The sequence below is a fragment of the Aeromonas sp. 3P genome, assembly GCF_051919745.1.
Lineage (GTDB): Bacteria > Pseudomonadota > Gammaproteobacteria > Enterobacterales > Aeromonadaceae > Aeromonas > Aeromonas veronii.
This window is the reverse complement of the sequence record NZ_JBQBED010000001.1, coordinates 2,727,558-2,750,291: the sequence shown is the minus strand read 5'-3', so window position 1 is coordinate 2,750,291 and position 22,734 is coordinate 2,727,558. Positions and strand designations below refer to the sequence as shown.

Annotated in this window: 18 protein-coding genes and 1 pseudogene; 6 read left to right on the top strand and 13 right to left on the bottom strand. The window is 58.1% G+C overall.

Translation table 11 applies throughout. The features are described from left to right. The first annotated feature begins 87 nt into the window (after positions 1 to 87). A complete protein-coding gene (locus ACTG19_RS12615; protein ID WP_439989129.1) occupies positions 88 to 1,101 on the top strand; it encodes a GGDEF domain-containing protein in 1,014 nt (337 codons plus the stop codon). Positions 1,102 to 1,155: 54 nt separating this feature from the next. On the opposite strand, the gene ubiK is transcribed toward ACTG19_RS12615, so the two are convergent. Next, entirely contained in the window at positions 1,156 to 1,413 is a 258-nt protein-coding gene (gene ubiK / locus ACTG19_RS12610) for a ubiquinone biosynthesis accessory factor UbiK (RefSeq protein WP_005339429.1), read from the bottom strand. Positions 1,414 to 1,713: 300 nt separating this feature from the next. On the opposite strand from ubiK, the pseudogene ACTG19_RS12605 reads away from it, so the two are divergent. Then, positions 1,714 to 4,157, top strand: a pseudogene (locus ACTG19_RS12605) (VolA/Pla-1 family phospholipase). A gap of 66 nt (positions 4,158 to 4,223) precedes the next feature. On the opposite strand, the gene glpG reads toward ACTG19_RS12605, so the two are convergent. The 7 genes from glpG to ACTG19_RS12570 form a co-directional block, all read right to left on the bottom strand. After that, on the bottom strand, positions 4,224 to 5,057 hold the full coding sequence (gene glpG, locus ACTG19_RS12600; protein ID WP_113740670.1) for a rhomboid family intramembrane serine protease GlpG: 834 nt from the start codon (positions 5,055 to 5,057) through the stop codon (positions 4,224 to 4,226). Then, positions 5,054 to 5,377, bottom strand: coding sequence for a thiosulfate sulfurtransferase GlpE (glpE, locus tag ACTG19_RS12595; RefSeq protein ID WP_439989127.1), 324 nt, complete (start codon positions 5,375 to 5,377; stop codon positions 5,054 to 5,056). The genes glpG and glpE overlap by 4 nt, the downstream gene beginning before the upstream one ends. A 122-nt stretch (positions 5,378 to 5,499) precedes the next feature. Beyond that, positions 5,500 to 6,201: an ABC transporter ATP-binding protein gene (locus ACTG19_RS12590; RefSeq protein ID WP_005342433.1), complete on the bottom strand. Its 702-nt coding sequence runs from the start codon at positions 6,199 to 6,201 to the stop codon at positions 5,500 to 5,502. A gap of 10 nt (positions 6,202 to 6,211) precedes the next feature. Continuing rightward, positions 6,212 to 6,985, bottom strand: coding sequence for a high-affinity branched-chain amino acid ABC transporter ATP-binding protein LivG (livG, locus tag ACTG19_RS12585; RefSeq protein WP_201991025.1), 774 nt, complete (start codon positions 6,983 to 6,985; stop codon positions 6,212 to 6,214). Next, positions 6,982 to 8,250, bottom strand: a complete 1,269-nt coding sequence (locus tag ACTG19_RS12580) for a high-affinity branched-chain amino acid ABC transporter permease LivM (protein ID WP_005355922.1) — start codon at positions 8,248 to 8,250, stop codon at positions 6,982 to 6,984. The genes livG and ACTG19_RS12580 overlap by 4 nt, the downstream gene beginning before the upstream one ends. Beyond that, positions 8,250 to 9,176 carry a high-affinity branched-chain amino acid ABC transporter permease LivH gene (livH, locus tag ACTG19_RS12575; RefSeq protein ID WP_005339439.1) on the bottom strand — a complete coding sequence of 309 codons (927 nt, stop codon included), beginning with the start codon at positions 9,174 to 9,176 and terminating at the stop codon, positions 8,250 to 8,252. The genes ACTG19_RS12580 and livH overlap by 1 nt, the downstream gene beginning before the upstream one ends. Before the next feature lie 66 nt (positions 9,177 to 9,242). After that, positions 9,243 to 10,364: a branched-chain amino acid ABC transporter substrate-binding protein gene (locus tag ACTG19_RS12570; RefSeq protein ID WP_005339442.1), complete on the bottom strand. Its 1,122-nt coding sequence runs from the start codon at positions 10,362 to 10,364 to the stop codon at positions 9,243 to 9,245. A gap of 434 nt (positions 10,365 to 10,798) precedes the next feature. On the opposite strand from ACTG19_RS12570, the gene ACTG19_RS12565 reads away from it, so the two are divergent. Beyond that, the gene (locus ACTG19_RS12565; protein WP_005355925.1) at positions 10,799 to 11,803 is read left to right on the top strand and encodes a substrate-binding domain-containing protein; all 1,005 of its coding nucleotides are present in this window, start codon (positions 10,799 to 10,801) and stop codon (positions 11,801 to 11,803) included. Between the two features lie 251 nt (positions 11,804 to 12,054). After that, complete coding sequence (locus ACTG19_RS12560; RefSeq protein ID WP_439989126.1) at positions 12,055 to 14,319, top strand: methyl-accepting chemotaxis protein; 2,265 nt, start codon at positions 12,055 to 12,057, stop codon at positions 14,317 to 14,319. A gap of 74 nt (positions 14,320 to 14,393) precedes the next feature. Here the strand turns inward: ACTG19_RS12560 and ACTG19_RS12555 are convergent, their stop codons facing one another. From ACTG19_RS12555 to ACTG19_RS12545, 3 genes are all read right to left on the bottom strand, one after another. Next, complete coding sequence (locus ACTG19_RS12555) at positions 14,394 to 14,888, bottom strand: DM13 domain-containing protein (RefSeq protein ID WP_113740672.1); 495 nt, start codon at positions 14,886 to 14,888, stop codon at positions 14,394 to 14,396. A 113-nt stretch (positions 14,889 to 15,001) separates the two neighbouring features. Beyond that, positions 15,002 to 15,766, bottom strand: a complete 765-nt coding sequence (locus ACTG19_RS12550; RefSeq protein ID WP_439989124.1) for an EAL domain-containing protein — start codon at positions 15,764 to 15,766, stop codon at positions 15,002 to 15,004. Positions 15,767 to 15,963: 197 nt separating this feature from the next. After that, complete coding sequence (locus tag ACTG19_RS12545) at positions 15,964 to 16,815, bottom strand: AbaSI family restriction endonuclease (RefSeq protein ID WP_113740677.1); 852 nt, start codon at positions 16,813 to 16,815, stop codon at positions 15,964 to 15,966. Between the two features lie 971 nt (positions 16,816 to 17,786). Between ACTG19_RS12545 and ACTG19_RS12540 the strand changes: the two genes are divergently transcribed. Next, entirely contained in the window at positions 17,787 to 18,827 is a 1,041-nt protein-coding gene (locus ACTG19_RS12540) for a hypothetical protein (protein ID WP_439989123.1), read from the top strand. 70 nt (positions 18,828 to 18,897) lie between these two features. On the opposite strand, the gene glyS is transcribed toward ACTG19_RS12540, so the two are convergent. Further along, entirely contained in the window at positions 18,898 to 20,967 is a 2,070-nt protein-coding gene (gene glyS / locus ACTG19_RS12535) for a glycine--tRNA ligase subunit beta (RefSeq protein WP_113740789.1), read from the bottom strand. Positions 20,968 to 20,976: 9 nt separating this feature from the next. After that, positions 20,977 to 21,900, bottom strand: a complete 924-nt coding sequence (gene glyQ / locus ACTG19_RS12530) for a glycine--tRNA ligase subunit alpha (protein WP_005339464.1) — start codon at positions 21,898 to 21,900, stop codon at positions 20,977 to 20,979. A gap of 222 nt (positions 21,901 to 22,122) precedes the next feature. Here glyQ and ACTG19_RS12525 point away from each other — a divergent pair, with 222 nt between their 5' ends. After that, entirely contained in the window at positions 22,123 to 22,695 is a 573-nt protein-coding gene (locus tag ACTG19_RS12525; protein ID WP_113740788.1) for a DNA-3-methyladenine glycosylase I, read from the top strand. Positions 22,696 to 22,734 lie beyond the last annotated feature (39 nt).

Below are 22,734 nucleotides of genomic sequence, written 5' to 3'. Positions count from 1 at the left end.
TATGAATGGCTACTAATCGAGCCTAGCTGATGGCATCTTTGTGGGGGATTGACAAGAGCATCCATAGAGCAAGCACAAGGAGGCGCAGTGTTGAGTGAAGAGGGCAGGGCATCTGCGGAGGATGACAGGGGAGAGCCCGGCTCTGTCGAGCGGGTCGCAACGCTGATCCCGTCCCCTCATGGCGGTGAAATGGCCCGTTTGCAGGCAGAGATCGCCGCTTTGAAGCATGAAAATGGCCTGTTGCAGGAGAAGCTCAATGCCGCCCTCGATGGCACCGGCATCTGTCTCTGGCAGGGCACCATTCCCACCGGCGAGCTGCGGGTCTTCAATCTGCAGAACTTTCAGGCCGGTGACATGGCCCCTCATTTCGATCAGTGGAGCGCCAAGCTCCATCCCGACGATCGCGCCCATGCCATGGGCAGCTACTTTGCCCACCTTGAGGGGAAAACCCCCTTCTATGAAGCCGAATACCGCACCATCAATCCGCAAGGCGAGGTCACCTGGCTGTGGGATAGGGGTCGGGTCGTCGATCGGGATGGCGATGGCAAGCCGCTGCGGATCATGGGCTCCCATATCGATATTACCCAGCGCAAGGCCTATGAGCAGCGACTGGCTGAGCGAGCCAACAGCGACGCACTGACCGGCTTGCTAAACCGGCAGGGGTTTGGCAAGGCGTTTGCCCAGCTGCAGCCGCAAGGCGCGGGGGCGCTGCTCTTTATCGATCTGGATGATTTCAAGGGGATCAATGACCAGCTGGGCCACGCCTGCGGCGATCTGGTGTTGCAGCAGATGGCGGACTGGCTGCGCCTTATTATGCCTGGCTCGGCGCTATGTGGCCGTTACGGCGGCGACGAGTTTGTGGTGCATCTGCACCGGGATGTGTCGAGCCATGGCCTGGCGCAACTGGCTGACGCCCTGATCAGCCGGATGCACGGCTATGTGCCCAAACCCGGTTGCCCGCAACGGGTGGGGCTGAGTATCGGCATCGCCCTGTGGGAGGAGGAGCCATTGAGCTTTCGGCAGGCGCTGGAGGTGGCCGACAGGGCCATGTATGAGGCCAAGGCACGCGGCAAGCGGGCCTGGTATCTGCTTCAGGTGTGATGCTTTTTACAGGTTCAATTCAAAGCAAAAACCCCAGCCGAGCTGGGGTTTTCGTTATTCGCCTTTGGCGCCGAGCTGCTGCTCGAGCTGAGCCAGCTTGCTTTCGAGGGCGGCCAGTTTTTCACGGGTACGCAGCAGCACCTTGGTCTGCACATCGAACTCTTCGCGGCTGACCAGATCCAGCTTGCCCAGCTGGGCTTGCAGTACCTGACGCATCTTCTTCTCGGCCTCTTCACCCATGCTGCGAATGCCGGGCGGCAGGGAGTTGTGCACCTGCTTGGCGATCTCTTCCAGTTTCTTCGGGTCGATCATGATGTCCTCCTTAAGCGTTGGCGGACATTCTACCGACAATTCCCTCACTTTGCCGAGATCACGGCGGCTTTTTAGTCGTGATGGTGCCCGCTGGCTGGTCGGGTCTAGTGATGGGGCCACAACTGCTACCCTTGCGCCCCTTTGTTAACCTGAAACCATGACATGCACCACAAAGCTGAGCCAGAACTGTCCGGCATGAGTCTTATTTGGTGTTGGTTTTATGTTAACGTTTTGCAGTCGAGGTCGTGATGACCCCGTTGGCTTGTGATGGATAACAACCTTATAAAAAGAGAATAAAAAATGAAGAAGAAGCTAATTTATGCAGCTGTTGTCAGCGCCCTGCTGGCCGGATGCGGTGGAGATGACAACAAGGGAGACACCACCAGCTCCCTCGACTACGTCCTGAGTGGCGCCAACGGGTGCGCCCGAGCGTGCTGGCCCCCCGTGCCAGCGACGGTACCCTGAAGTTTTCGACAGAAACTGCTGATCTGTCGAACCCGGTATCTGCCCTCTCCACCCTGGATGGCTGGTCAACCACCCAACCCGTCCAGCTGGTACCGGCGACCGTGACCGGTGTCTCTGTGCCGGCACCGGCGGCCAGCGAGTATGCCTCTGCCGTTGCGCCCCTCTACCTGCTCGAGCTCACGCTGGATCCGGTCACTCTGCAACCCAACGGAGTCAAGGGCGGCAAGCCACTGGTTTATGGGACCGACTTTGTGGTCACCGGTGGGGACGGCAAGCTCAATCTGGTTCCGCTCAAGCCGCTCAATCCCTCTTCTTACTACATGATCGTGGCGACCGATGCCCTCAAGGACAGTCGCGGCACACCGCTCAAGGCGGGCGGCGATTACAGCAGCTTCAAATCGACAGCTGGCGCAACTACTCAGGAGCAGACCATCAACGGCCTGATCTCGCTGCAGGAAGGTCTGTTCAAAGCGGCCACCGGGATCACCAGCGATCGGGTGATCTTCTCCGACTGGTTTGCCACCCAATCTGGTGCCGATGTGCTGCTGGCGGTGAAGAGTGCCGCCGCTTCCGTGCTGAAGAGCCCGAGCCTGGACGCCGCGGCGCTGTGGAAACAGGATGCCAAGGGCAACACCAGCCTGCCAGCAACCTATACCATCAATGGTCTTAATGGCGGGGTGGATTTTCTGACCCAGCTGGCGAATGAGCCATTCTTGCCGCAGGATCAGAAAGATGCACTGACAGCCGCCTTTGGTGTTGGTACGCCGCTTAACGGGGTTGCCCAGCTAACCAAGGTGTATACCGGTACCGTCAAACTCCCTTACTTCCTCTCAACCCCGGCGATAGCCGGCTCCTGGGACAAGGCCAAGACCCAATCCTGGCACGGCGCCATTCCAAGCCTCTATGCCATCGCCAACGCGCTGAAAGCGGGCGATAGCGAGGTGATCGGTGGACTGGTCGGGGCGGGCGTGGACCCGGCATTGCTGGGTGAGCTGATCGCCGACCCGAGCCGTCAGAGTGAACTGCTGACCGAGGCAAGCAAGCTGATCGGGGTGACTCTCACCTCCGGTGGCAAGCCGCTGGATGCCGAGCGCAATATCGGCCGTTTCAACCCGTTGCCGACCCTGAGCGAAGTACAATCGGTACCGCTGCGGATCTTCGCACCGACGACCAACTTGAGCACTGTCACTGATGTGATCATCTATCAGCACGGCGTCACCTCCATCAAGGAGAACGCCTATGCGCTGGCGCTGGGCCAGATAGGTGCCGGGTTAGACCCATCAGTGAACAAGGTGGTTGCTGTGGTGGTGATCGATCACCCGCTGCACGGCGAACGTGGCTACGCCCTGAGCAACAGCATGGCGACGGTGACCACATCGGAGAACCCGCTCCCCTATCTGAACCTCAACTATCTGACGGTGGCGCGGGACAATCTGAAACAGAGCGTGGCCGATCTGCTGGGACTGCGACTGGCTGTCGGTCTGGCCAACACCCAGGGATTGGGTGGCCAATTGGGTGGTGCCGGTCTGAAAGTTCACTTCCTCGGTCACTCACTTGGTGCCATTACCGGGGCCAATCTGCTGGCTGTCGCCAACCAGACCACCGGCAGTGCTCAGGCTGATGCCTTGTTCAAGTTCGATACCGGTGGTCTGGCGATGCCGGGTGGCGGCATCGCGCCGCTGTTGCTCAACTCGCCGAGCTTCGGGCCGACCATCAAGATGAGCGTGCTTACCTCGGGCAGTCCGGCGCTGAAAGCGGGCTTTACCGCCTATGCACCGAATTGCAAAACGGCTGCCGCCACTTGCTTCGTCAACGAGTTCCTGCCCAGTCTGGATGCGGCCACGCAGGCGGGTGCGGCGAGCACCTTGCAGAGCTATACCTTTGCCGCCCAGTCAGTGCTGGACTCTGCGGATCCGATCAATCTGGGCAGTGGCGTCGCCAAGAGCTTCCCGCTGTTCGCCACCGAAATTGTGGGTGATGGCGCCCTAAATCTGCCGGATCAGGTGATCCCCAACAGCATCGCCTCTGCACCGTTGGGTGGCACCGAGCCGCTGTTCCGGGTGCTGGGTTTGCAAGAGCTGAAGGGGTCCGGCGTGCTCCCGGCGGGTCACCATGCTGCGCGCTTCCTGAAAGGGGGCCATAGCTCGCTGCTGGCTCCTGACGAGAACTTCGATCAGGCTGGCGCGGTCACCACCGAGATCCAGACCCAGTTCGCCAGCTTCTTTATGAGTGGCGGTGCGGCGGTCAAGGTGACTGACGACACCCTGATCAAGCAGTAACTGCCCATCGCGTAAAAAAACGCCGCCCTTCGGGGCGGCGTTCTCGTTTCTGCGGCTGCTGAAAAATCAGCCCGGCTGGTGGTTGCGATCCAGCCAGCCTTGCAGCAGGCCGACCAGCAGGCCGGTCAGGTGGGCGATATTGGCGGTGCTGGTGCCGAGCATGTCGAAGAAGCCGAGCACCATCCAGAACAGCATAAAGCCCATCAGCGCCGGTGGCAGAGTCAGGCCACAGGCCGGTTGCAGCTTGCTGCGCAGCCAGCAGTAGCCGAGCAGGGCATAGACCACGCCGGAGAGGCCGCCAAACAGCGGGCCACTGGCAAAGAACTCGGCGATATTGGGTAGGGCGGCACCCACCAGCAGCAGGATTAGCAGCTTGCCGCTGCCGAGGCGCTGCTCGATCTGGCCGCCGAGATACCACCACCACAGCAAGTTGAACACCAGATGGAGCACCGAGAAGTGGATCAGGGCGGGGGTAAAATAGCGCCACGCCTGCCAGTCGGTGAACTGGGCCAGCGTCGGGTGGAATGCCAGTTGATCAAAAATGGGCAGGCCGATGGCCTCGATCCCGTAGATGGCGAGACAGGCGATGATCACCACCAGCGTCAGCGGCCCTGCCTGATGGAGGAAGTCGGTGATGGGATCCGTCATTCCCTTGCTGTAGTCGATGCGGGCATCGGCGCGGCCGGATTGCCAGGAGGCCTCCATGTAGCGCGGGTGGCCCGGCTCGGCCAGAAAGCGCTTCACCTCCAGCTGGGCCTGAGCGAGGCGTTGCTCGTCCGCCAGCCAGATGGTGACCCCCAGCTCGGACTGGGTCAGCTCGCAGGAGATGCCCAGCGTCGCCAGATAGTCCACCAGCGCCTGCGCCATGCGGGCATTGTCGAGCACCAGCAGCTGGATCATGCCTCGCCTGCCTCGATGGGAAACTCCCGGCGCCACGCCTCGAAGCCGCCATCCATGCTGTAGACCTCGTCATAACCCTGTTGCAGCAGGTACTGGGCGGCCCCCTGACTGCTGTTGCCGTGATAGCACATCACGATGACCGGGGTATCGAAATCCACTTCATTCATAAAGCGCACCAGCGTGCCGTTGGTGAGGTGGAAGGCGCCGACCGCGTGGGCCGCTTCAAAGGATTGCGGGTCGCGAATATCCACCAGACGGGCTTCACCCGCGCTCAGTTTCTGGTGGGCATTATGGGCATTGATATGGGCAAACTGGTCCATCGGGATGTCCTGCGAATAGGTTGATTACGGGCCAGTGTACCGCAAGCTTGGGCGCAAACTAACCCCACAAAAGATAAGGGAGCCAGCGGCTCCCTTGTCGATATGGCATGCGGGGCAGTGGGTTAACCGCCGAGATAAGCTTGTCGCACTGCCGGGTTGGCCAGCAGGGCGGCGCCCGTGTCTTGCAGCACCACGTGGCCGTTCTCCAGCACATAGCCGCGGTCGGCCAGCTTGAGCGCCTGGTTGGCGTTCTGCTCCACCAGAAAGATGGTCATCCCCTTCTGGCGCAACTGCTCAATGGTGTCGAAGATCTGCTGGATGACGATGGGGGCCAGCCCCAGCGAGGGTTCATCCAGCAGCAGCAGGCGTGGTTTGCTCATCAGGGCACGGCCGATGGCCAGCATCTGCTGCTCGCCGCCGGACATGGTGCCTGCCCGTTGTTGCAGGCGTTCGTGCAGGCGCGGGAACAGGGTGAATACCTGATCCAGCAGGCCATGCTGCTCTGCCTTGTCGACGAAGAAGGCGCCCATCAGCAGGTTCTCCTCCACCGTCAGGCGGGCGAAGATACGACGCCCCTCCGGCACCACTGCGATATCCTTGCGCATGATGCGGGCGGTGGTGAGGGAGCTGATCTGTTCCCCCTCAAACCAGATGGAGCCGCTGCTGGGCTTGGGTTCGCCGCAGAGGGTCATCAGCAGGGTGGTTTTGCCAGCGCCGTTGGCACCGATCAGGGTGACGATTTCCCCCTCTTTCACCTCGACGCTGACATCGTGCAGTGCCTGAATTTTGCCGTAGTGGGTCGATACGTTGCGAAGTTCTAACATCTTGTTTTCCTTACGACTCGCCCAGATAGGCCTTGATCACTGCCGGGTTGTTACGGATCTCATCCGGCTTGCCATGGGCCAGCGGGGTGCCCTGGCTGACCACGAAGATACGGTTGGAGATGCCCATCACCAGCTTCATATCGTGTTCGATCAGCAGCACCGAGACCCCGAATTCGTCCCGCAGGCTGATGATCAGCTCGTCCAGCTCGTCGGTCTCCTTCGGGTTGAGGCCGGCAGCCGGTTCGTCCAGCATCAGCAGCTCGGGCCGGGTCGCCATGCAGCGGGCGATCTCGAGGCGGCGCTGTTGACCGTAAGCCAGGTTACCGGCGGCGCGGTTGGCAAGATCCTTGAGGCCCACTTTATCCAGCCAGAAGGCGGCCCGCTCCAGCCCCTCCTGCTCCGCCCGGCGGAAGGCTGGGGTCTTGAACAGACCGGCGATAAAGCTGGTGTTGAGGTGCTGGTGCTGGGCAACCAGCAGGTTCTCCACCGCTGTCATCTCCTTGAACAGCCGCACGTGCTGGAAGGTACGCACAATCCCCTTGCGGGCGATGAGGTGGCCGGGCAGCCCCTGGATCTCCTCACCCTTGTAGCGGATGGTGCCGCCGCTCGGGCTGTAGAAGCCGGTCAGGCAGTTGAAGATGGTGGTCTTGCCCGCGCCGTTGGGGCCGATGATGGAGATCACCTCGCCCTTGTCGATATCCAGTTTTACCCCGTTGACGGCCAGCAGGCCCCCGAAGCGCATCGACAAATCAGAGACTTCCATTAACTTCTGATGTGTACTCATTTCTTCAACTCCAGATGCGGACGGGTCATTGGCAGCAATCCCTGTGGCCGCCAGATCATCATGAACACCATCAAGAGGCCGAACATCAGCATGCGATACTCGTTGAATTCGCGGGCCAGCTCCGGCAGCACCGTCATCACGATGGCCGCCAGCACCACCCCGATCTGGGAGCCCATGCCACCCAGCACCACAATCGCCAGCACAATGGCCGATTCGATAAAGACGAAGGATTCCGGGCTGATAAAGCCCTGCCGCGAGGCAAAGAAACTACCCGCAAAGCCGGCGAAGGTAGCGCCTATGGTGAAGGCGGTTAGCTTGATGATGGTGGGGTTGAGCCCCAGCGATTTGCAGGCGATTTCGTCTTCCCGCAGCGCTTCCCAGGCGCGGCCAAGGGGCATCCGCAGCAGGCGGTTGATGACGAACAGGGTCACCACCACCAACACCAGGGCCATCAGGTAGAGGAAGATCACCTTGTGGTTGGCGTTGTAGGTAATGCCGAAGAAGTTGTGGAAGGTATCAAAGCCGCCATCCTTGACGGTGCGGTTGAACTCCAGACCCCCCAGCGTCGGCTTGGGGATGCCGGATATGCCGTTCGGGCCGCCGGTCAGGGTGGTCATGTTGTTGAGCAGGATGCGGATGATCTCGCCAAAACCCAGAGTGACGATGGCCAGATAGTCCCCCCGCAGCCGCAGCACCGGGAAACCGAGCAGAAAGCCGAAGGTAGCGGCCATCAGCCCGGCGATGGGCAGGCACTCCCAGAAGCTCAGCCCGAAGTAGGTGTTGAGCAGGGCATAGCTGTAGGCGCCGACCGCGTAGAAGCCGACATAGCCGAGATCGAGCAGACCGGCGAGGCCGACCACCACGTTCAGCCCCAGCCCCAGCATGATGTAAATCAGGGTGAGGGTGGCGAGATCGATGGCACCGCGAGAGGCCATAAAGGGCCAGCTCACTGCGAACAGCAGTACCAGCACGGCGGTGAGGTTATAGAGCTTGGGCGCCTCTTCCGGGCTCGGCAGCACCAGCTTGGTGAAGCCGACCGAGAAGCCGCTGATGGAGGCCTGAAACAGCTTGGCGATCTGGCCGCGCAGCATCTGGAACCAGAAAACGAGGGTGGCGCCCCCCAGTAGCCAGGCCAGCGACACATCGAGGCGGCTCACTACCTGCAGGCTGGAGCCATCGGTCTCCAGCTTGAAGCCGAGCAGCCAGAAAGAGAGCACCAGCAGCACCAGGCTGGCGATACAGGCGTGGATAAATTGATGTTTCATCACACTTTCTCCACTTCCGGACGACCCAGAATGCCGGTCGGCATAAAGAGCAGCACAAAAATGAGCAGGGCAAACGCCATCACATCCTTGTACTCGGTGCTGAGATAACCGGCGGTGAGCGCTTCAACCACGCCGAGCAGCAGGCCGCCCAGTACGGCGCCCGGAATGCTGCCGATACCGCCCAATACAGCGGCAGTGAAGGCCTTCAGACCGGCCATAAAGCCGAGGTAGGGGTTGATGACGCCGTAATACATGCCGAGCAGCACCCCGGCGACGGCAGCCAGCGCGGCCCCCAGCACGAAGGTGATGGAGATGACTACGTGGGTGTCTATCCCTAACAGGTTGGCCATCTTGATATCTTCCGAACAGGCGCGGCAGGCGCGGCCCATGCGGGAGCGGCCGATGAACTGGGTCAGCGCCAGCATGGTGATGAAAGTCACCACGAAGATGATCAGCTGCATATAGGAGAGGCTGGCCTGAAAACCATCTTCACCCCCCAGGGTCCAACCGCCTGAGATCAGGCTGGGCATGGCGATATCGCGCGAGCCCTGCGCCATTCGCATCATGTTCTGCAGGAAGATCGACATGCCGATGGCGGAGATGAGGGGGATCAGCCGGTTGCCACCGCGCAGTGGCCGGTAGGCGACCCGCTCGATGCTCCAGCCATAGGTGCCGGTGATGATAATACTGACCAGGAAGGCGCCCCCCAGCAGTAGAAAGGTGCTGTCGATGCCCATCATCATGAGCCCCGCCATCACCATAAAAGCGACATAGGAGCCGATCATATACACCTCGCCGTGGGCGAAGTTGATCATGCCGATGATGCCATAGACCATGGTGTAGCCAATGGCGATCAACGCATAGGTGCTGCCTATGGTTAATCCGTTCAGCAGCTGCTGAACCAGATAGAGGAGGTGTTCGGACATACTGCGTTCCCTGTACTTGCCCGCAAAGAGAGGAGGGGGTGAGCGTACTCACCCCCGATCGGCAGATTATTTGACTTGGCTGGAAGTACCGTCAGCGTGCCACTGGAACACACCGAATTCGAAGCCTTTCAGGTCACCGTTCGGTGCCCAGGTCAGGGGGCCCATCACGGTATCGATCGGTGCGGCCTTGATGGCGGCGGCAACGGCAGCCGGGTCATCTTCACCCGCCTTGGCGATACCGGCGGCCAGGGTTTGCACCGCGGCATAGGTAGTCCAGACGAACGGGCCGGAGGAGTCCTGACCCTTGGCCTTGAACGCCGCCACCAGCGGGGCGTTGGCAGGCACCAGATCATACTTGTTCGGCAGGGTCACCAGCAGGCCTTCGGAAGCCGGGCCACCGATGGCGGAGATATCCTTGTTACCGACTCCTTCCGGGCCCATGAACTTGGCTTTCAGCCCCTTCTCGCCAGCCTGACGCAGGATCAGACCCAGCTCAGGGTGATAGCCGCCGTAGTAGACGAAATCGACGTTCTCTTTCTGCAGTTTGGCGATCAGGGCGGAGAAGTCCTTGTCACCGGCGGTGATCCCTTCAAAGGCCACCACTTTCACGCCAGCCTTGTCGAGCGCGGCTTTGACGCTGGAAGCGATCCCTTCACCGTACTGCTTCTTGTCGTGGATAACGGCCACGCGTTGGGGTTTGACCTGCTCGATGATGTACTTGGCGGCAGTCGGGCCCTGATCGCTATCCAGGCCGATGGTGCGCAGGGTCAGCTGGTAACCGCGCTCGGTGATCTTGGGGTTGGTGGAGGCGGGGGTGACCATCAGGATCCCCTCGTCTTCATAGATGTCGGAGGCGGGCAGGGTGTTGTCGGAGCAGAGGTGACCGACCACGAACTTGACGCCGTCGTTCACCACCTTGTTGGCAACGGCCACCGCCTGTTTGGGATCGCAGGCATCGTCATAGACGACCGCTTCGATCTGCTTGCCATTAATGCCGCCAGCCTTGTTGATCTGCTCGACCGCCATCTTGCCGCCGGTGAACTGCATGTCCCCGTACTGGGCGACCGGGCCAGTGACCGGGCCTGCGATACCGATCTTGATGGTGTCTGCCGCGTGGGCGATGGAGATCGATCCAAACAGAGCCAAAGAAACCGCTGCGCCAACTGTGATTTTGCTCAACTTATGCATTGATTCGTCCCTTAATCAGTGGATTGTTTCATTTCCGTGTGCCATTCCGGATCTACATCCCGTGCATCCGGCTATAGGTATGGTTCTATCATTCCTCACGGGGCAATAACAAGCTGTTAAAGATACTAACCAGAGGGGGTCGGATAGGCGGATTTTGAAATAAATGACCTGTTATTTTAGGATAATCAGAGTTTAATTTTGATTTATTGACTTAACATCTTGGTAACGAGAGGCGATTCTGACAAACGCCAGAGGATTAATCTGGCGATATTTTACTCTGACAGCGCTCCCATTTTGACCACAATCCATTTGCGCAAACAGAAATGAGCGCCTAAATTAGCCGGCATTGACAATTCCGTGGCAGAGCTCGTTAAAACCAAGCCTTTATTCGGGAAATCTGCTAATGTTCCGCCTTTGACAGTCAGGAGACAGAGATGGCCACTATCAAGGATGTCGCCTCGCGCGCAGGCGTATCCATCTCCACCGTCTCACATGTGCTCAACCACACTCGGCGGGTCAGCGAAGACGCGACCCAGAAAGTGATTGAGGCGGTGGCAGAACTCAACTACGCGCCCAACTCGGTAGCGCGCAGTCTTAAAATAAATTCGACCAAGACCATTGGTATGCTGGTGACCACCAGCGTAAACCCCTTCTTCGCAGAAGTGGTGCAAGGGGTTGAAGCGTACTGCTTCGAACAGGGCTACAGCCTGATCCTCTGCAACACCGAAAACCAGCCGCCTCGCCAACAGCATTACCTGAGAATGCTGATGGAAAAACGGGTGGATGGCCTGCTGGTATTGGGTACCGATATCGACACCCCGTTGCGTGACATGCTGCGCATCCACAAGAACGTGCCGCAGGTGGTACTGGATTGGGGCACGGAGTGCGATTTCGCCAACGTCATCAACGACAACGCCCGCATCGGCGCCCGCATGGCCGTTCGCCATCTGCTGGAGCTGGGGCACCGCGACATCGTCTGCATCACTGGCCAGCTCTCCAAGCCGACCACCCAGCAGCGACTGGACGGGGTACGTGATGCGCTGGGCGAGCACGGTCTGACCCTTAAAGATGAACAGGTCTTTGAAGGGGACTACGAGAGCCAGAGCGGCTTCGATGCCATGCAGCGCATCTTGGCCCTGCAGCCTCGTCCGACCGCGGTCTTTGCCTTCGACGATCCCATGGCGATCGGCGCGATTTGCGCTGCCTGGGAAGCCGGAGTCAAGGTGCCGGACGATATCTCCATCATCGGCTACGACGATGTGGAGATGGCGCGCTTCTCCAGCCCGCCGCTGACCACCATTCGTCACCCGAAGGCCGAACTGGGCCAGCTGGCGGTGAAGCATCTGGTCAGCCGGATCCGCAACAAGGAGCTGGAAGTGGAGTCGATGACGGTACAGCCCGAGCTGATTGTCCGCCGCTCGGTCAAACCGCTGCGTTAATCCGCACCCGTTGCCAAAACGAAAAACCCCCTCTGTCACGAGGGGGTTTTTGTTTATGGGCGGGTTACTTTCAACCTGTGGCTCGCAGTGCCGATCTCGGCCTTGTGAGTGAATATTCCCCCCGTTTGAGCTGCCTCGCATTTTGCTTGTTAATCGTTTGATCAATATCAACAAAGGGTTAAGTTCTGATGGACTCCCGACTTAACCGTTCCATCCTGTAGGTTGGGTATGACTGTCAAGGATGGTGTCTTATGTTCCCCCCTCGCAAGCTGGGTCACCAGATCACGCTGCTGGCAATCGGCGGCATCGTATTGCTCGCCGTGGTGCTGCTTACCTTTAATCTGTTTGAAAATCGCCAGCGGGCGCTCGCGGCCGAGCAGGCTGCACTGCGGAGCCAGCTCCAGAATGTGGAAGCGGTGATCAAAAACACCAGCCATGAAACCGTGCTGGCAGCAACCCTGATCGCCCAGCGGCCGGATGCAGCCAGGGCTGTGGCCGACAAGGATTGGCAGACCCTCGCCAATCTGTTTGAGCCGCTCTGGCCCGCCCTCAAGGCGCAGGGGATCCAGCAGTTTCACTTTCACATTCCCCCGGCTATTTCCCTTTATCGGGTACACAAGCCCGCAAATCATGGCGACGACCTCTCTACTACACGGTTGGCTGTGGTCGAGGTGAACCGCAATCATCAACCGGTCGGCGGGTTGGAGACCGGTCAGGGTGGCACCGGGATCCGCGGCGTAGTGCCGGTCACTTTCAATGGCCAGTCGGTCGGCTCGGTGGAGTTTGGCCGCGTCCTCGACACCTCGCTGTTTGCCGATCTGCTGGGCAAGGACAGTCGCCTTGCCATCTATCTGTTTGAACAGGGTAAGCTCGTTATGCTGACTGGTACCTCCATGCTTGGTGAGTCGGTGGACTGGTATCAGGAGGTATTGGCGGGAGAGAGCCGCTTCACCACCATCAAGCAGCAGGGGAGCGATTTTCTGGTTATGGCGGCACCGTTGCGCGACTTCTCCGGCAAGGCGGTCGGGGTGATCGAGTTGGCGCGTGATCACAGTGAGGTTGCAGCCGCACTGGTACGCCAGAGCTGGCAGATGGTAATGATCGTGCTACTTGGCACCGCTCTGATTGCGGTGGCGCTGGTGCTGCTGCTGGCGCGTCTTAGCCGTCCGCTGCTCGACAGCGTCAAGGCGCTGGAGGCGCTGGCCAATGGCTCCGGCGATCTCGGCAGCAAGCTGCCGGTGGCGGGGCCGGAGGAGATCCGTCGGCTCGGGTCGGCGTTCAATGCTTTTGTAGCCAAGATCCGCGACACCATCAGCCAGCTCACTGCCACTCTGGGCGAACTGGCTGGCGAGAGCGAGCGGCTGTCGCGCAGTGCGGCAGGCAACCTTGGTAGCATGACGCGCCAGCAGGAGCAGACCACCCAGCTCGCTACCGCCATGACCGAGATGACCAGTACGGTACACGAGGTGGCCAACAACACGGCACAGGCGGCCGAAGCGGCCAACGAAGCGGACAATCAGGCGGTCACCGGCGATGAGGTGGTGCAGCAGAGCGTCAACATGATCGAACAGCTGGCCGAGGAGATCGCCAGCGCGGGCAACACAGTGAAAGAGGTCGCCAAGGCCAGCGAGCAGATTGGCTCGGTGCTGGCGGTGATCCAGTCCATCGCCGAGCAGACCAACCTGCTGGCCCTCAACGCCGCCATCGAGGCGGCCCGGGCCGGTGAACAGGGGCGCGGTTTTGCGGTGGTGGCCGACGAGGTGCGCTCGCTGGCCGGGCGCACCCAGCACTCCACCGCCGAGATCCGCGGCACCATCGAGCAACTGCAACGGGCGGTGGGCACCACGGTGACCATGATCGAACACAGCGTCTCGCGGGCGGGGGAGTCGGTAGAGCGGGCCAATCAGGCGGGAGAAGCCCTCGGCCGGATCAAGGGGGCGGTCAACAGCATTCGCGACATGAACACCCAGATCGCTGCCGCTTCAGAGGAGCAGTCGTCGGTGAGCGACGAGATCACCCGCAATATCGTCAGCGTCCACGAGATCTCCCAGGCCACCACGCTGGTGGCGCGGGATACCGCTCATATCGCCAGCCATGTGGCGACCCTGGTAGACAAGCTGGGGGATCTGGCTGGGCAGTTCCAGGATGGCTCCAACGTGCGGATGGTGCTGAGTCGCGCCCGCGCCGCTCATATGGGCTGGAAGACTCGGGTGCGGGCCTATCTGGATGGGCAGGAGGTGCTGTCGCGCAGCGAGGCGGTCAGCGACAAGGAGTGCCGCCTTGGCCACTGGTACTTCAGCGAAGGGCAGGCATGCTGTGGCGATCAACCCGCCTTCAGGGCGATCGCCGCCCCGCACGCCAGACTGCATCAGGTGATCCAGCAGATTATCGAGCTGAAAAATCAGCACAAGCATGAAGAGGCAGAGGCGCTCTATCGCGAGATCGAGCAGAACTCAGAGCAGGTAGTGGGCTGCATCGATCAGCTGCTGCGGGAGATGACCAAGCCGGAGCGTTAATGACGAGCGGATCGGATAGCCAAAGGGCTGACAGCGATGTCAGCCCTTTTTCATGGTGCGGGTCTGGGGCGAGGTTACTGCTCCGGACTCTCATCCTGATAACGGGCGGCGGTGATGAACTGGCCGAAGGTTTCACACCAGACGATCACGCTGCTGTAGCGGGCCGGATCGATCGTGGCGGGCAGCGGCACGATAAAGTTGTCGAAGGTCTTCACCGGTCCGACTCGCACCATCTGATCCTTGAGGCGGGCAAAATCGGCTTCGGTCTCGACAAACTCGGGGGAGAGGTAGAGCTGGTAGTCCGGCCCGGGTGCCAGCTTGCCCATCAGGCTGACGGCATCCGGCCCTATGCTCACCTTGCCCTCCCCCCAGTGCAGCCGATCGCTGTCTTTCAGATCCCGGCGAAAGGTGCCGTGGAATCTCGCTTGCTGCTGGCTGGCCGCTACCTGCTCGGTATCAGGTGCGGGTGGCGCGATCAGGATCGGCAGGGTGTAGACACCAGCGGCAAAGCCTGCCGCCGCGACCAGCAGATGGGTGCCCACCAGTAGGGCCATGGTTTTGCGTTTCATGATATCTCGGTCGTTGATGAACAGGTGCCAGCATCATAGCAGTGGTGCTGGCTAAACCGCTTGTCATCCAGCGCTATGGAGCCGGATGTTTGCGCAGCCGCGGTTGATATGGCTTACAAGCTGGCGAAATCTACTTCCGGCAGGTTTTCAAAGCCGGGGCGGGCAAACAGATAGCCCTGCATCAGGCTGACGCCCATCTCCCGCAGGCAGGCCATCTCTTCGCGGGTCTCTATCCCCTCCGCCAGCGGGGTGATCTGCAGCTCGGCAAACAGGGCCAGACAGTGGCGCAGTATGGCTTGCCGGGTCGGGTCCTGGTCGATGCCGCGCAGCAGGTGCATATCGAGCATGACGATGTCGGGGCGAAAATCGGCCAGCAGGTTGAGGCCCGAGTAACCGGCGCCAAAGTCATCGATCGCCGTTTTGAAGCCGAGCGCCTGATAGTGATCGACGATACTGCGGAGATGCTGGCTATCCTGCACCTGCTCCACCTCGGTCAGCTCGAACATGATCTGCTCGATGGGAAAGAGATGCTCGCGGGCTGCCTGCAGGGTGGTGCGGATGCAGCGCTCCGGGCGGTAGACCGCATTGGGCAGAAAGTTGATGCTGAGCATGCCCCGCATATCGAGCCGGGCGGCCAGTGCGATGGCCTTGATCCGGCACAGCTGGTCGAAGCGGTAGCGATTGCCATCGTTGACCCGGGCAATCACGCTCTGCGCCGGCTCGTTGTTGAGCCCCCGCACCAGCGCCTCGTAGCCGAAGATGGTGCGCTGGCTGCAATCGATGATGGGCTGAAAGGCCATGGTGAAGTCGAAGTCGAGATCTGCTTTCTCCTGACACAGCTGGCAGATGGCGGGGGACGGGGCGGCAGGTATATCCATGACTCTCCTCTCGGGGCGTGGCGGCGCTGGGGACTGACTCAAATGATAACAGCTCATCGATTCCGGCAGGGTAATTCCTGCTATCTGGGAGAGGGGGGGGGGTATCTTTCGCTGGATCGGGCGGTGCCCGACCCAACGTGGGGCTCAGGGGAAAGGATGGCTTCACTCAACCTGCAAGCGTATGACCTGAATTGACCTCAGTCTTTGGGTTTATATGTCTTGACCCTGCTTGCGATACGTTCCCAAACCAAGCCCGTTGTGAAGTTGGTTTGTTCAATATTAAGAACGTATTTTCCTTTGAATCTATATTTTGTCTTGCCAAAATTATCTTTTACTTTCGCAAATACAATTCTGGTGTGGATCCCATCGTCTATTGTTTTTAATATGTGGGCTTTAGCTTTTTCATTATCGATATTCCTCTCGTAAATAGTGGTTTCATCATCAGATATATTATTTTCCCACTCCCCGTTTGGAAATAACTTGGGAAACCAAATGATAGTATTTTCTTCTATCCCGTGCGAGGCACCCCCTCGTTGCCACCCCGCATAGTTATGACCGAAGCAGTTTACTGCACTCACTATTTTATCGAAGGCCACATCATCACTTAAGTCAATATAACCGCGTTCTATATATGTCTTGGATGATTGTTCCATTTCCATATCCCATTTAATAAAGTTGGATTTCTGCTGTTTCATTTTCCTGATAAGAAGAATAGCTTGATCTATGTCCTCGTGGAGTTTGTCAATTCCTCTTGAGGTGTCAATTCTTATAATCTGATGTCCAGTGGCATTGATAATGTCATTTTCTCTTAGCCGATCCTGTTCAACTTGCGTCAAATGGTGAGGCTCATCGACTTCAATATGTAGTGATAATTGAGGGAAGTATAGGTCTGTCAACGCTCTACCATATGGCCTTGCTACATATTGTTGAGTGATGATTTTGATTTCCAAATCATTCAGCAAATGCCAAATTCGAGTTATGACATAATTCTCGAATCGTTTTCCTCTCGTTCGTTCCAGTTGCCAGGAGATAAAATCCAGTTTTTCCATGCTGTAGCCTAATTGCATTTAATGTAATTAATATATATATCTATAGCTTGTGGTTCAACTAGATAATAGGGTGAGCCAAGTAATATGGGATGTTTTAGCTTAAAAAGAAAGCGATTTGCAACAGTTGTAAATATATCTATCAACAAAAACTCAACCTGCATACCAGCAGGTTGAGAGTGATGTTCGATAAATGTTGCGTTTCGTGACGCTCGGTGCCCATTTGCATACACCGCATCTCACCGTCTGATGCTGGTTTGATGAGCGAAGCCCAATCGGACACACGAGACACAGTTGTTCCAGCGGCCAGTCAGAGGTGGGATAGGGCTTGCCGTTATCATGGAAGAGTCGATTTACACGAATGTCGATTACGCCTGACGGCGAATCAAACCTGGGGGTTTACGTACCGGCATTTACCCGGCTTCTTGCAAGATTGGTGGCAATGGCAGGTGAGGATGACTCCGCTCGTTTGCCAGAGATCGGGCGATGGCCTGCTGGCACCCGTAAACGCCACTGGTGGCTGCCAACTCAGCCGAGGTAGTTTGTATAAACAAAATTTATGGGTTTTCGAAGAATGACCAAATTTTTACTTATGCATGTTTGCAGTGTGCCCCGATGCCGCAGCTTGGCCCATCCACGGCCTGCAAAGGGCAATGGCCGATCTTGATCAACCGGCATATAGCGCCAGCCAATGCCCTGTAGGTTCGATTAGCGCAGCGTAATCGGACGAACGAGAGGCTTTGATTACGGTTGTTGCCGTGATTCAGGGGCGGCCAGCCGTAGGGGGAAATCGGTTGGCTGTTATGGCGGGAGAATCTATTTACGCGAGCGTCCGATTACGCCTGACGGCTAATCGAACCTACGGACAGAATATATTGGTTATAAGTATTTAAAGTAAAAATTAGCCTCAAATGATTGTTTTGTTATTACTGTTTAGGTATATATATGGCATCCTTAATAAAGAGTGCGAGATAATGTCTAAAAATGTTTGTGAATTTTCTAAAAAGGCTGTCAATAAGGCTGGCGCATCTCTTTTAAATCAAGGGGCTGAGATACATGATCATGCAAAAACAGTGTTAGATAGCTGGCGTGCATGCCATGTGCAACCACTAGATAAATTCCATACATCTCTAATTAACTGGGTAGATGAAATTGATGCATCTGCTCTTGTGTCACAACGTTTAAAAAGAACACCATCAATACTATCCAAGTTAACTAGAAATCCCAAGATGATGCTTTCTAGGATGCAGGATATTGGGGGTATTAGAGTTGTCGTTAAAAACATGCAGAAGGTCAGAGAGGTAGAGAAATTATATAAAAAAGGAGTGGAAGACTTTTCTGTGGCTAAAGGTGGTAAGGATTATATTAACTATCCCAAAAAATCAGGTTACAGAAGTGTCCATCAAATATTTGTTTGTCCTGATGGTTTTTCAATAGAGCTGCAAGTTAGAACTCAGTTACAGCATGCTTGGGCTACAGCAGTGGAAACGATGGGGACTTTTTTAAATCATTCTTTAAAATCTAGCGAAGGCCCAGATAAGTGGCTTGATTTTTTTGCGTTGGCCAGTTCTGCATTCGCCATTCTTGAGAGCACGCCAAGGATTCCTCAGTTTGCGGATCTGTCCGATCAGGAAACGTTTGAAGAGTTATTAAAACAAGAAAAATCTCTTGATGTTATCAAAAAACTTTCTGGCTTTCGTGTTGTTGCTCGTCAGATAAAAGACGACAATGCCAGTGGTCACTATCACTTGATCACTCTTGATTTAGATAAGAGGATGGCGAATATAAAAAGCTATGAACTCAAGGATATTGAACAAGCAAATATTGATTATTCCTTGAAAGAAGCGGAGGCGCATGCTGGGAGAAATATCCAAGTGGTGTTAGTAACTTCCGAGTCGATTAAAACTTTGAAAAAGGCATACCCAAGTTACTTTCTTGATGCAGAACTATTTTCAAAGCAATTTGAAAATGTACAAAAGCAGTTGGATAAAATTTTGCAACCAGCTCGGCTATAGGAAAAATATATAAGGATATAAAAACGGCGCCTTAACGGCGCCGTTTTTTATATCACTTACTCAACCAGAATCACTGCAGCAGGGAGATATCCGCGACTTGCAGGAACAGGTTGCGCAGGTTGTTCAGCAGTGCCAGACGGTTGGCCTTGAGGGCTTCGTCGTCGGCCATCACCATCACCTCGTTGAAGAAGGTATCGACCGGCTCGCGCAGGGCGGCCAGACGGGTGAGGGCAGCCTGATAGTCACCGGCAGCGAACAGCGGGGCCAGTTCGGCTTGCAGTTCGGCAACCTGGGTGGCCAGCGCCTTCTCGGCGGCATCGATCAGCAGTTCCGGTTTGACGGCAGTCGGCAGTTCGCCTTCGACCTTGGCCAGAATGTTGCTCACGCGCTTGTTGGCGGCAGCCAGAGCCAGTGCGGCATCCAGAGAGCGGAAGTGGCTGACGGCCTTGACGCGACGATCGAAGTCGAGCGGACGGGTCGGGCGGCGGGCCAGTACGGCCAGCACCACGTCGGCACCGATGCCTTCGTCCTGATAGGCGGCACGGAAGCGGCCCAGCATAAAGTCGACCACGTCGGTGACGACGGTTTTGTTGGTCAGCTTGTCGCCGTAGACGCGTACCGCTTCTTCCACCAGTTCAACCAGATCCAGATCCAGCTGCTTCTCGGTCATGATGCGCAGGGCACCGATGGCGGCGCGACGCAGGGCGAACGGGTCTTTGTCACCCTTCGGCAGCATGCCGATGCCGAAGATACCGGCCAGAGTGTCGAACTTGTCGGCCAGCGCGACGGCGCAAGCAACCAGACCGGACGGCAGGGCATCACCGGCAAAGCGCGGCATGTACTGCTCGTTGAGGGCCACGGCCACTGCTTCGTCTTCGCCATCGTGACGGGCGTAGTGCATCCCCATGACACCCTGGGTGTCGGTGAACTCGCCGACCATGTTGGTCATCAGGTCACACTTGGAGAGCAGACCGGCACGCTTGGCCTGAGCCACGTCGGCACCGATACGCTCGGCGATAAAGCCGGCAACGGTCTCGATGCGCTCGACCTTGGCCTTGACGGTACCCAGCTGTTGTTGGAACAGCACGGTTTCAAGGCGCGGCAGGCGGGAGGCCAGAGTCTGCTTGAGGTCGGTCTTGAAGAAGAACTCGGCGTCAGAGAGACGGGGGCGAACCACCTTCTCGTTGCCGCTGATGATCTGGCTCGGGTCTTTGGACTCGATGTTGGTGACGAAGATGAACTTCGGCAGCAGCTTGCCGTTCTTGTCGTAGACCGGGAAGTACTTCTGGTCACCCTTCATGGTGTGAACCAGTGCTTCAGCGGGAACGGCCAGGAACTTCTCTTCGAAGTTGGCGGTCAGCACCACAGGCCACTCGACCAGTGCGGTCACTTCCTCCAGCAGGGCGTCGTCCAGATCGGCTACGCCACCGAAGGCGGCAGCGGCCGCTTCGACGTCAGCCTTGATCTTGGCCTTGCGGGCCATAAAGTCGGCAATCACCATGCCGCGCTCCTGCAGGATCTGCGGGTACTGGCTGGCGTTGTCGATGGTGAACTCGCTCTCGCCCATAAAGCGGTGACCGCGGATGGTGCGGGCAGAGTCGATACCCAGAATGTGAGCGGGAACCAGCTCGCCATCCAGCAGCAGGGTCACGGTGAAGACCGGACGCACGAACTGGATGGTCTTGTCGCCCCAGCGCATCATTTTCGGGATCGGCAGCTTGGCCAGTGCAGAGGCAACCAGTTCGCCCAGCAATTCTTTGGCCGGACGGCCTTCGACCTTGGCGGTGTGAACCAGCCACTCGCCCTTGTCGGTGACCAGACGCTCGGCCTGTTCAACGGTGATGCCGTTGCCACGGGCCCAGCCTTCGGCAGCCTTGGTCGGCTTGCCTTCAGCATCGAACGCCTGAGCCACGGCCGGGCCGCGTTTCTCGACGCTCTTGCTCGGCTGTTCGCCAGCCAGTTCGCTTACCTTCAGCGCCAGACGGCGCGGTGAAGCAAACCACTCGACGTCGCCGAAGGCCAGGTCGGCCTTGGTCAGTTCGGCTTTGAAGTTGTCGGCAAAGGCTTCGGCCAGGGAGCGCAGGGCTTTGGGCGGCAGCTCAGCAGTACCGATCTCTACCAGAAATGTATGTTGTGCCATGTCCGTTCCTTAACCTTGCTTGTTCTCACTGCGCTGACACATAGGGAAGCCCAGCGCTTCGCGGGAGGCGTAGTATGCCTCTGCCACGGCCTTGGTCAGGGTGCGAATGCGCAGGATGTAGCGCTGACGCTCGGTGACCGAGATGGCCTTGCGGGCATCCAGCAGGTTGAAGGAGTGAGCGGCTTTGAGGATGCGCTCGTAGGCAGGTAGCGGCAGCGGTTTTTCCAGTGCCAGCAGGTTCTGGGCTTCCTTCTCGTACTGCTCGAAGCAGTGGAACAGGAACTCCACATCGGCGTGTTCGAAGTTGTAGGTGGATTGCTCCACTTCGTTCTGGTGGAACACGTCGCCGTAGGTGGTCTTGCCCAGCGGGCCGTCAGACCAGACCAGATCGTAGACGCTGTCCACGCCCTGAATGTACATGGCCAGACGCTCGAGACCGTAGGTGATCTCGCCGGTGACCGGCTTGCACTCGAGGCCGCCAACTTGCTGGAAGTAGGTGAACTGGGTTACTTCCATGCCGTTCAGCCACACTTCCCAACCCAGACCCCAGGCACCCAGAGTCGGGTTTTCCCAGTTGTCTTCCACGAAGCGGATGTCGTGGATCTCGGGATCCATGCCCAGCTCTTTCAGGGAGCCCAGATAGAGTTCCTGAATGTTGTCGGGGGAAGGCTTGATGATCACCTGGAACTGGTAGTAGTGCTGCAGGCGGTTCGGGTTTTCACCGTAGCGGCCGTCAGTCGGACGGCGGGACGGTTGCACGTAGGCGCAGGCGATGGGCTCCGGGCCCAGGGCACGCAGACAGGTCATGGGGTGGGAGGTACCGGCACCCACTTCCATATCCAGCGGCTGAATGATGGTACAGCCCTGGCGGGACCAATAGTCCTGCAGCTGCAGGATCAGGCCCTGAAAGGTTTTGACATCGAATTTTTGCATAATTTTTTTCGCGCGAAGTGAAAATCAGAGCAAGATTTGCTGAATGTGAACCGAGGGAGTATACCGTCTGGCATGGTCGGATAATAGGCGAAATTGCAGCGGATTCGCGGGATGGTGCTGCGCTGTGGCTGGTCGGGCGGGATGTCCGGTATATGATGTGAGCAGTGCCGCCTGCAGAGTGGGCAGGGTCGGGCAAACCGCTGAAATGACGAGGGAGAGGAAATGGAACTGCGCTGCGCCTGGGTGACCAAAGACCCGGAATACATTGAATACCATGATAAACAGTGGGGCAGGCCGGTCTATGACTCGCGTGAGCTGTTTGCCAAGCTCTGCCTCGACGGCCAGCAGGCGGGGCTGTCGTGGATCACCATCCTCAAGCGCACCGAGAGCTACTACCGCGCCTATGCCGACTTTGATCCGGTGCAGATTGCCCGGTTCGACGAGCAGGATGTAGAGCGGCTGATGCAGAACACCGGCATCATCCGCAACCGGCTCAAGGTGCAGTCGATCATCAGAAATGCCCGCGCTTATCTGGCGTTGCAGGAGCAGGGGATCGACTTCGCCGACTACCTGTGGGGCTTTGTGGGCGGCGCCCCCATCGTCAATCAGCGGCAGGGCAACGGCGATATTCCGGCGACCTCGCCGGAGTCGGATGCCATGTCGAAAGCGCTCAAGAAGCTCGGCTTCAACTTCGTCGGCAGCACCATCTGTTACGCCTTTATGCAGGCGGTGGGGATGGTGAACGATCATCTGGTCAGCTGTCCTTGCCACGCCGAGTGTCAGTTACCGCGCTGACCGCCCGCCGATTGGCCAAAAAAACACCACTCTCGCCAT

Coding starts and splice junctions, on each gene's coding strand:
- ACTG19_RS12540 (WP_439989123.1), top strand. CDS start 17,787: ATGTCTAAAAATGTTTGTGAATTTTCTAAAAAGGCTGTCAATAAGGCT.
- ACTG19_RS12555 (WP_113740672.1), bottom strand. CDS start 14,888: ATGAAACGCAAAACCATGGCCCTACTGGTGGGCACCCATCTGCTGGTC.
- glpE (WP_439989127.1), bottom strand. CDS start 5,377: ATGGACCAGTTTGCCCATATCAATGCCCATAATGCCCACCAGAAACTG.
- glpG (WP_113740670.1), bottom strand. CDS start 5,057: ATGATCCAGCTGCTGGTGCTCGACAATGCCCGCATGGCGCAGGCGCTG.
- ACTG19_RS12545 (WP_113740677.1), bottom strand. CDS start 16,815: ATGGAAAAACTGGATTTTATCTCCTGGCAACTGGAACGAACGAGAGGA.
- ubiK (WP_005339429.1), bottom strand. CDS start 1,413: ATGATCGACCCGAAGAAACTGGAAGAGATCGCCAAGCAGGTGCACAAC.
- glyQ (WP_005339464.1), bottom strand. CDS start 21,900: ATGCAAAAATTCGATGTCAAAACCTTTCAGGGCCTGATCCTGCAGCTG.
- ACTG19_RS12565 (WP_005355925.1), top strand. CDS start 10,799: ATGGCCACTATCAAGGATGTCGCCTCGCGCGCAGGCGTATCCATCTCC.
- ACTG19_RS12590 (WP_005342433.1), bottom strand. CDS start 6,201: ATGTTAGAACTTCGCAACGTATCGACCCACTACGGCAAAATTCAGGCA.
- ACTG19_RS12580 (WP_005355922.1), bottom strand. CDS start 8,250: ATGAAACATCAATTTATCCACGCCTGTATCGCCAGCCTGGTGCTGCTG.
- ACTG19_RS12570 (WP_005339442.1), bottom strand. CDS start 10,364: ATGCATAAGTTGAGCAAAATCACAGTTGGCGCAGCGGTTTCTTTGGCT.
- ACTG19_RS12525 (WP_113740788.1), top strand. CDS start 22,123: ATGGAACTGCGCTGCGCCTGGGTGACCAAAGACCCGGAATACATTGAA.
- glyS (WP_113740789.1), bottom strand. CDS start 20,967: ATGGCACAACATACATTTCTGGTAGAGATCGGTACTGCTGAGCTGCCG.
- ACTG19_RS12550 (WP_439989124.1), bottom strand. CDS start 15,766: ATGGATATACCTGCCGCCCCGTCCCCCGCCATCTGCCAGCTGTGTCAG.
- livG (WP_201991025.1), bottom strand. CDS start 6,985: ATGAGTACACATCAGAAGTTAATGGAAGTCTCTGATTTGTCGATGCGC.
- livH (WP_005339439.1), bottom strand. CDS start 9,176: ATGTCCGAACACCTCCTCTATCTGGTTCAGCAGCTGCTGAACGGATTA.
- ACTG19_RS12560 (WP_439989126.1), top strand. CDS start 12,055: ATGTTCCCCCCTCGCAAGCTGGGTCACCAGATCACGCTGCTGGCAATC.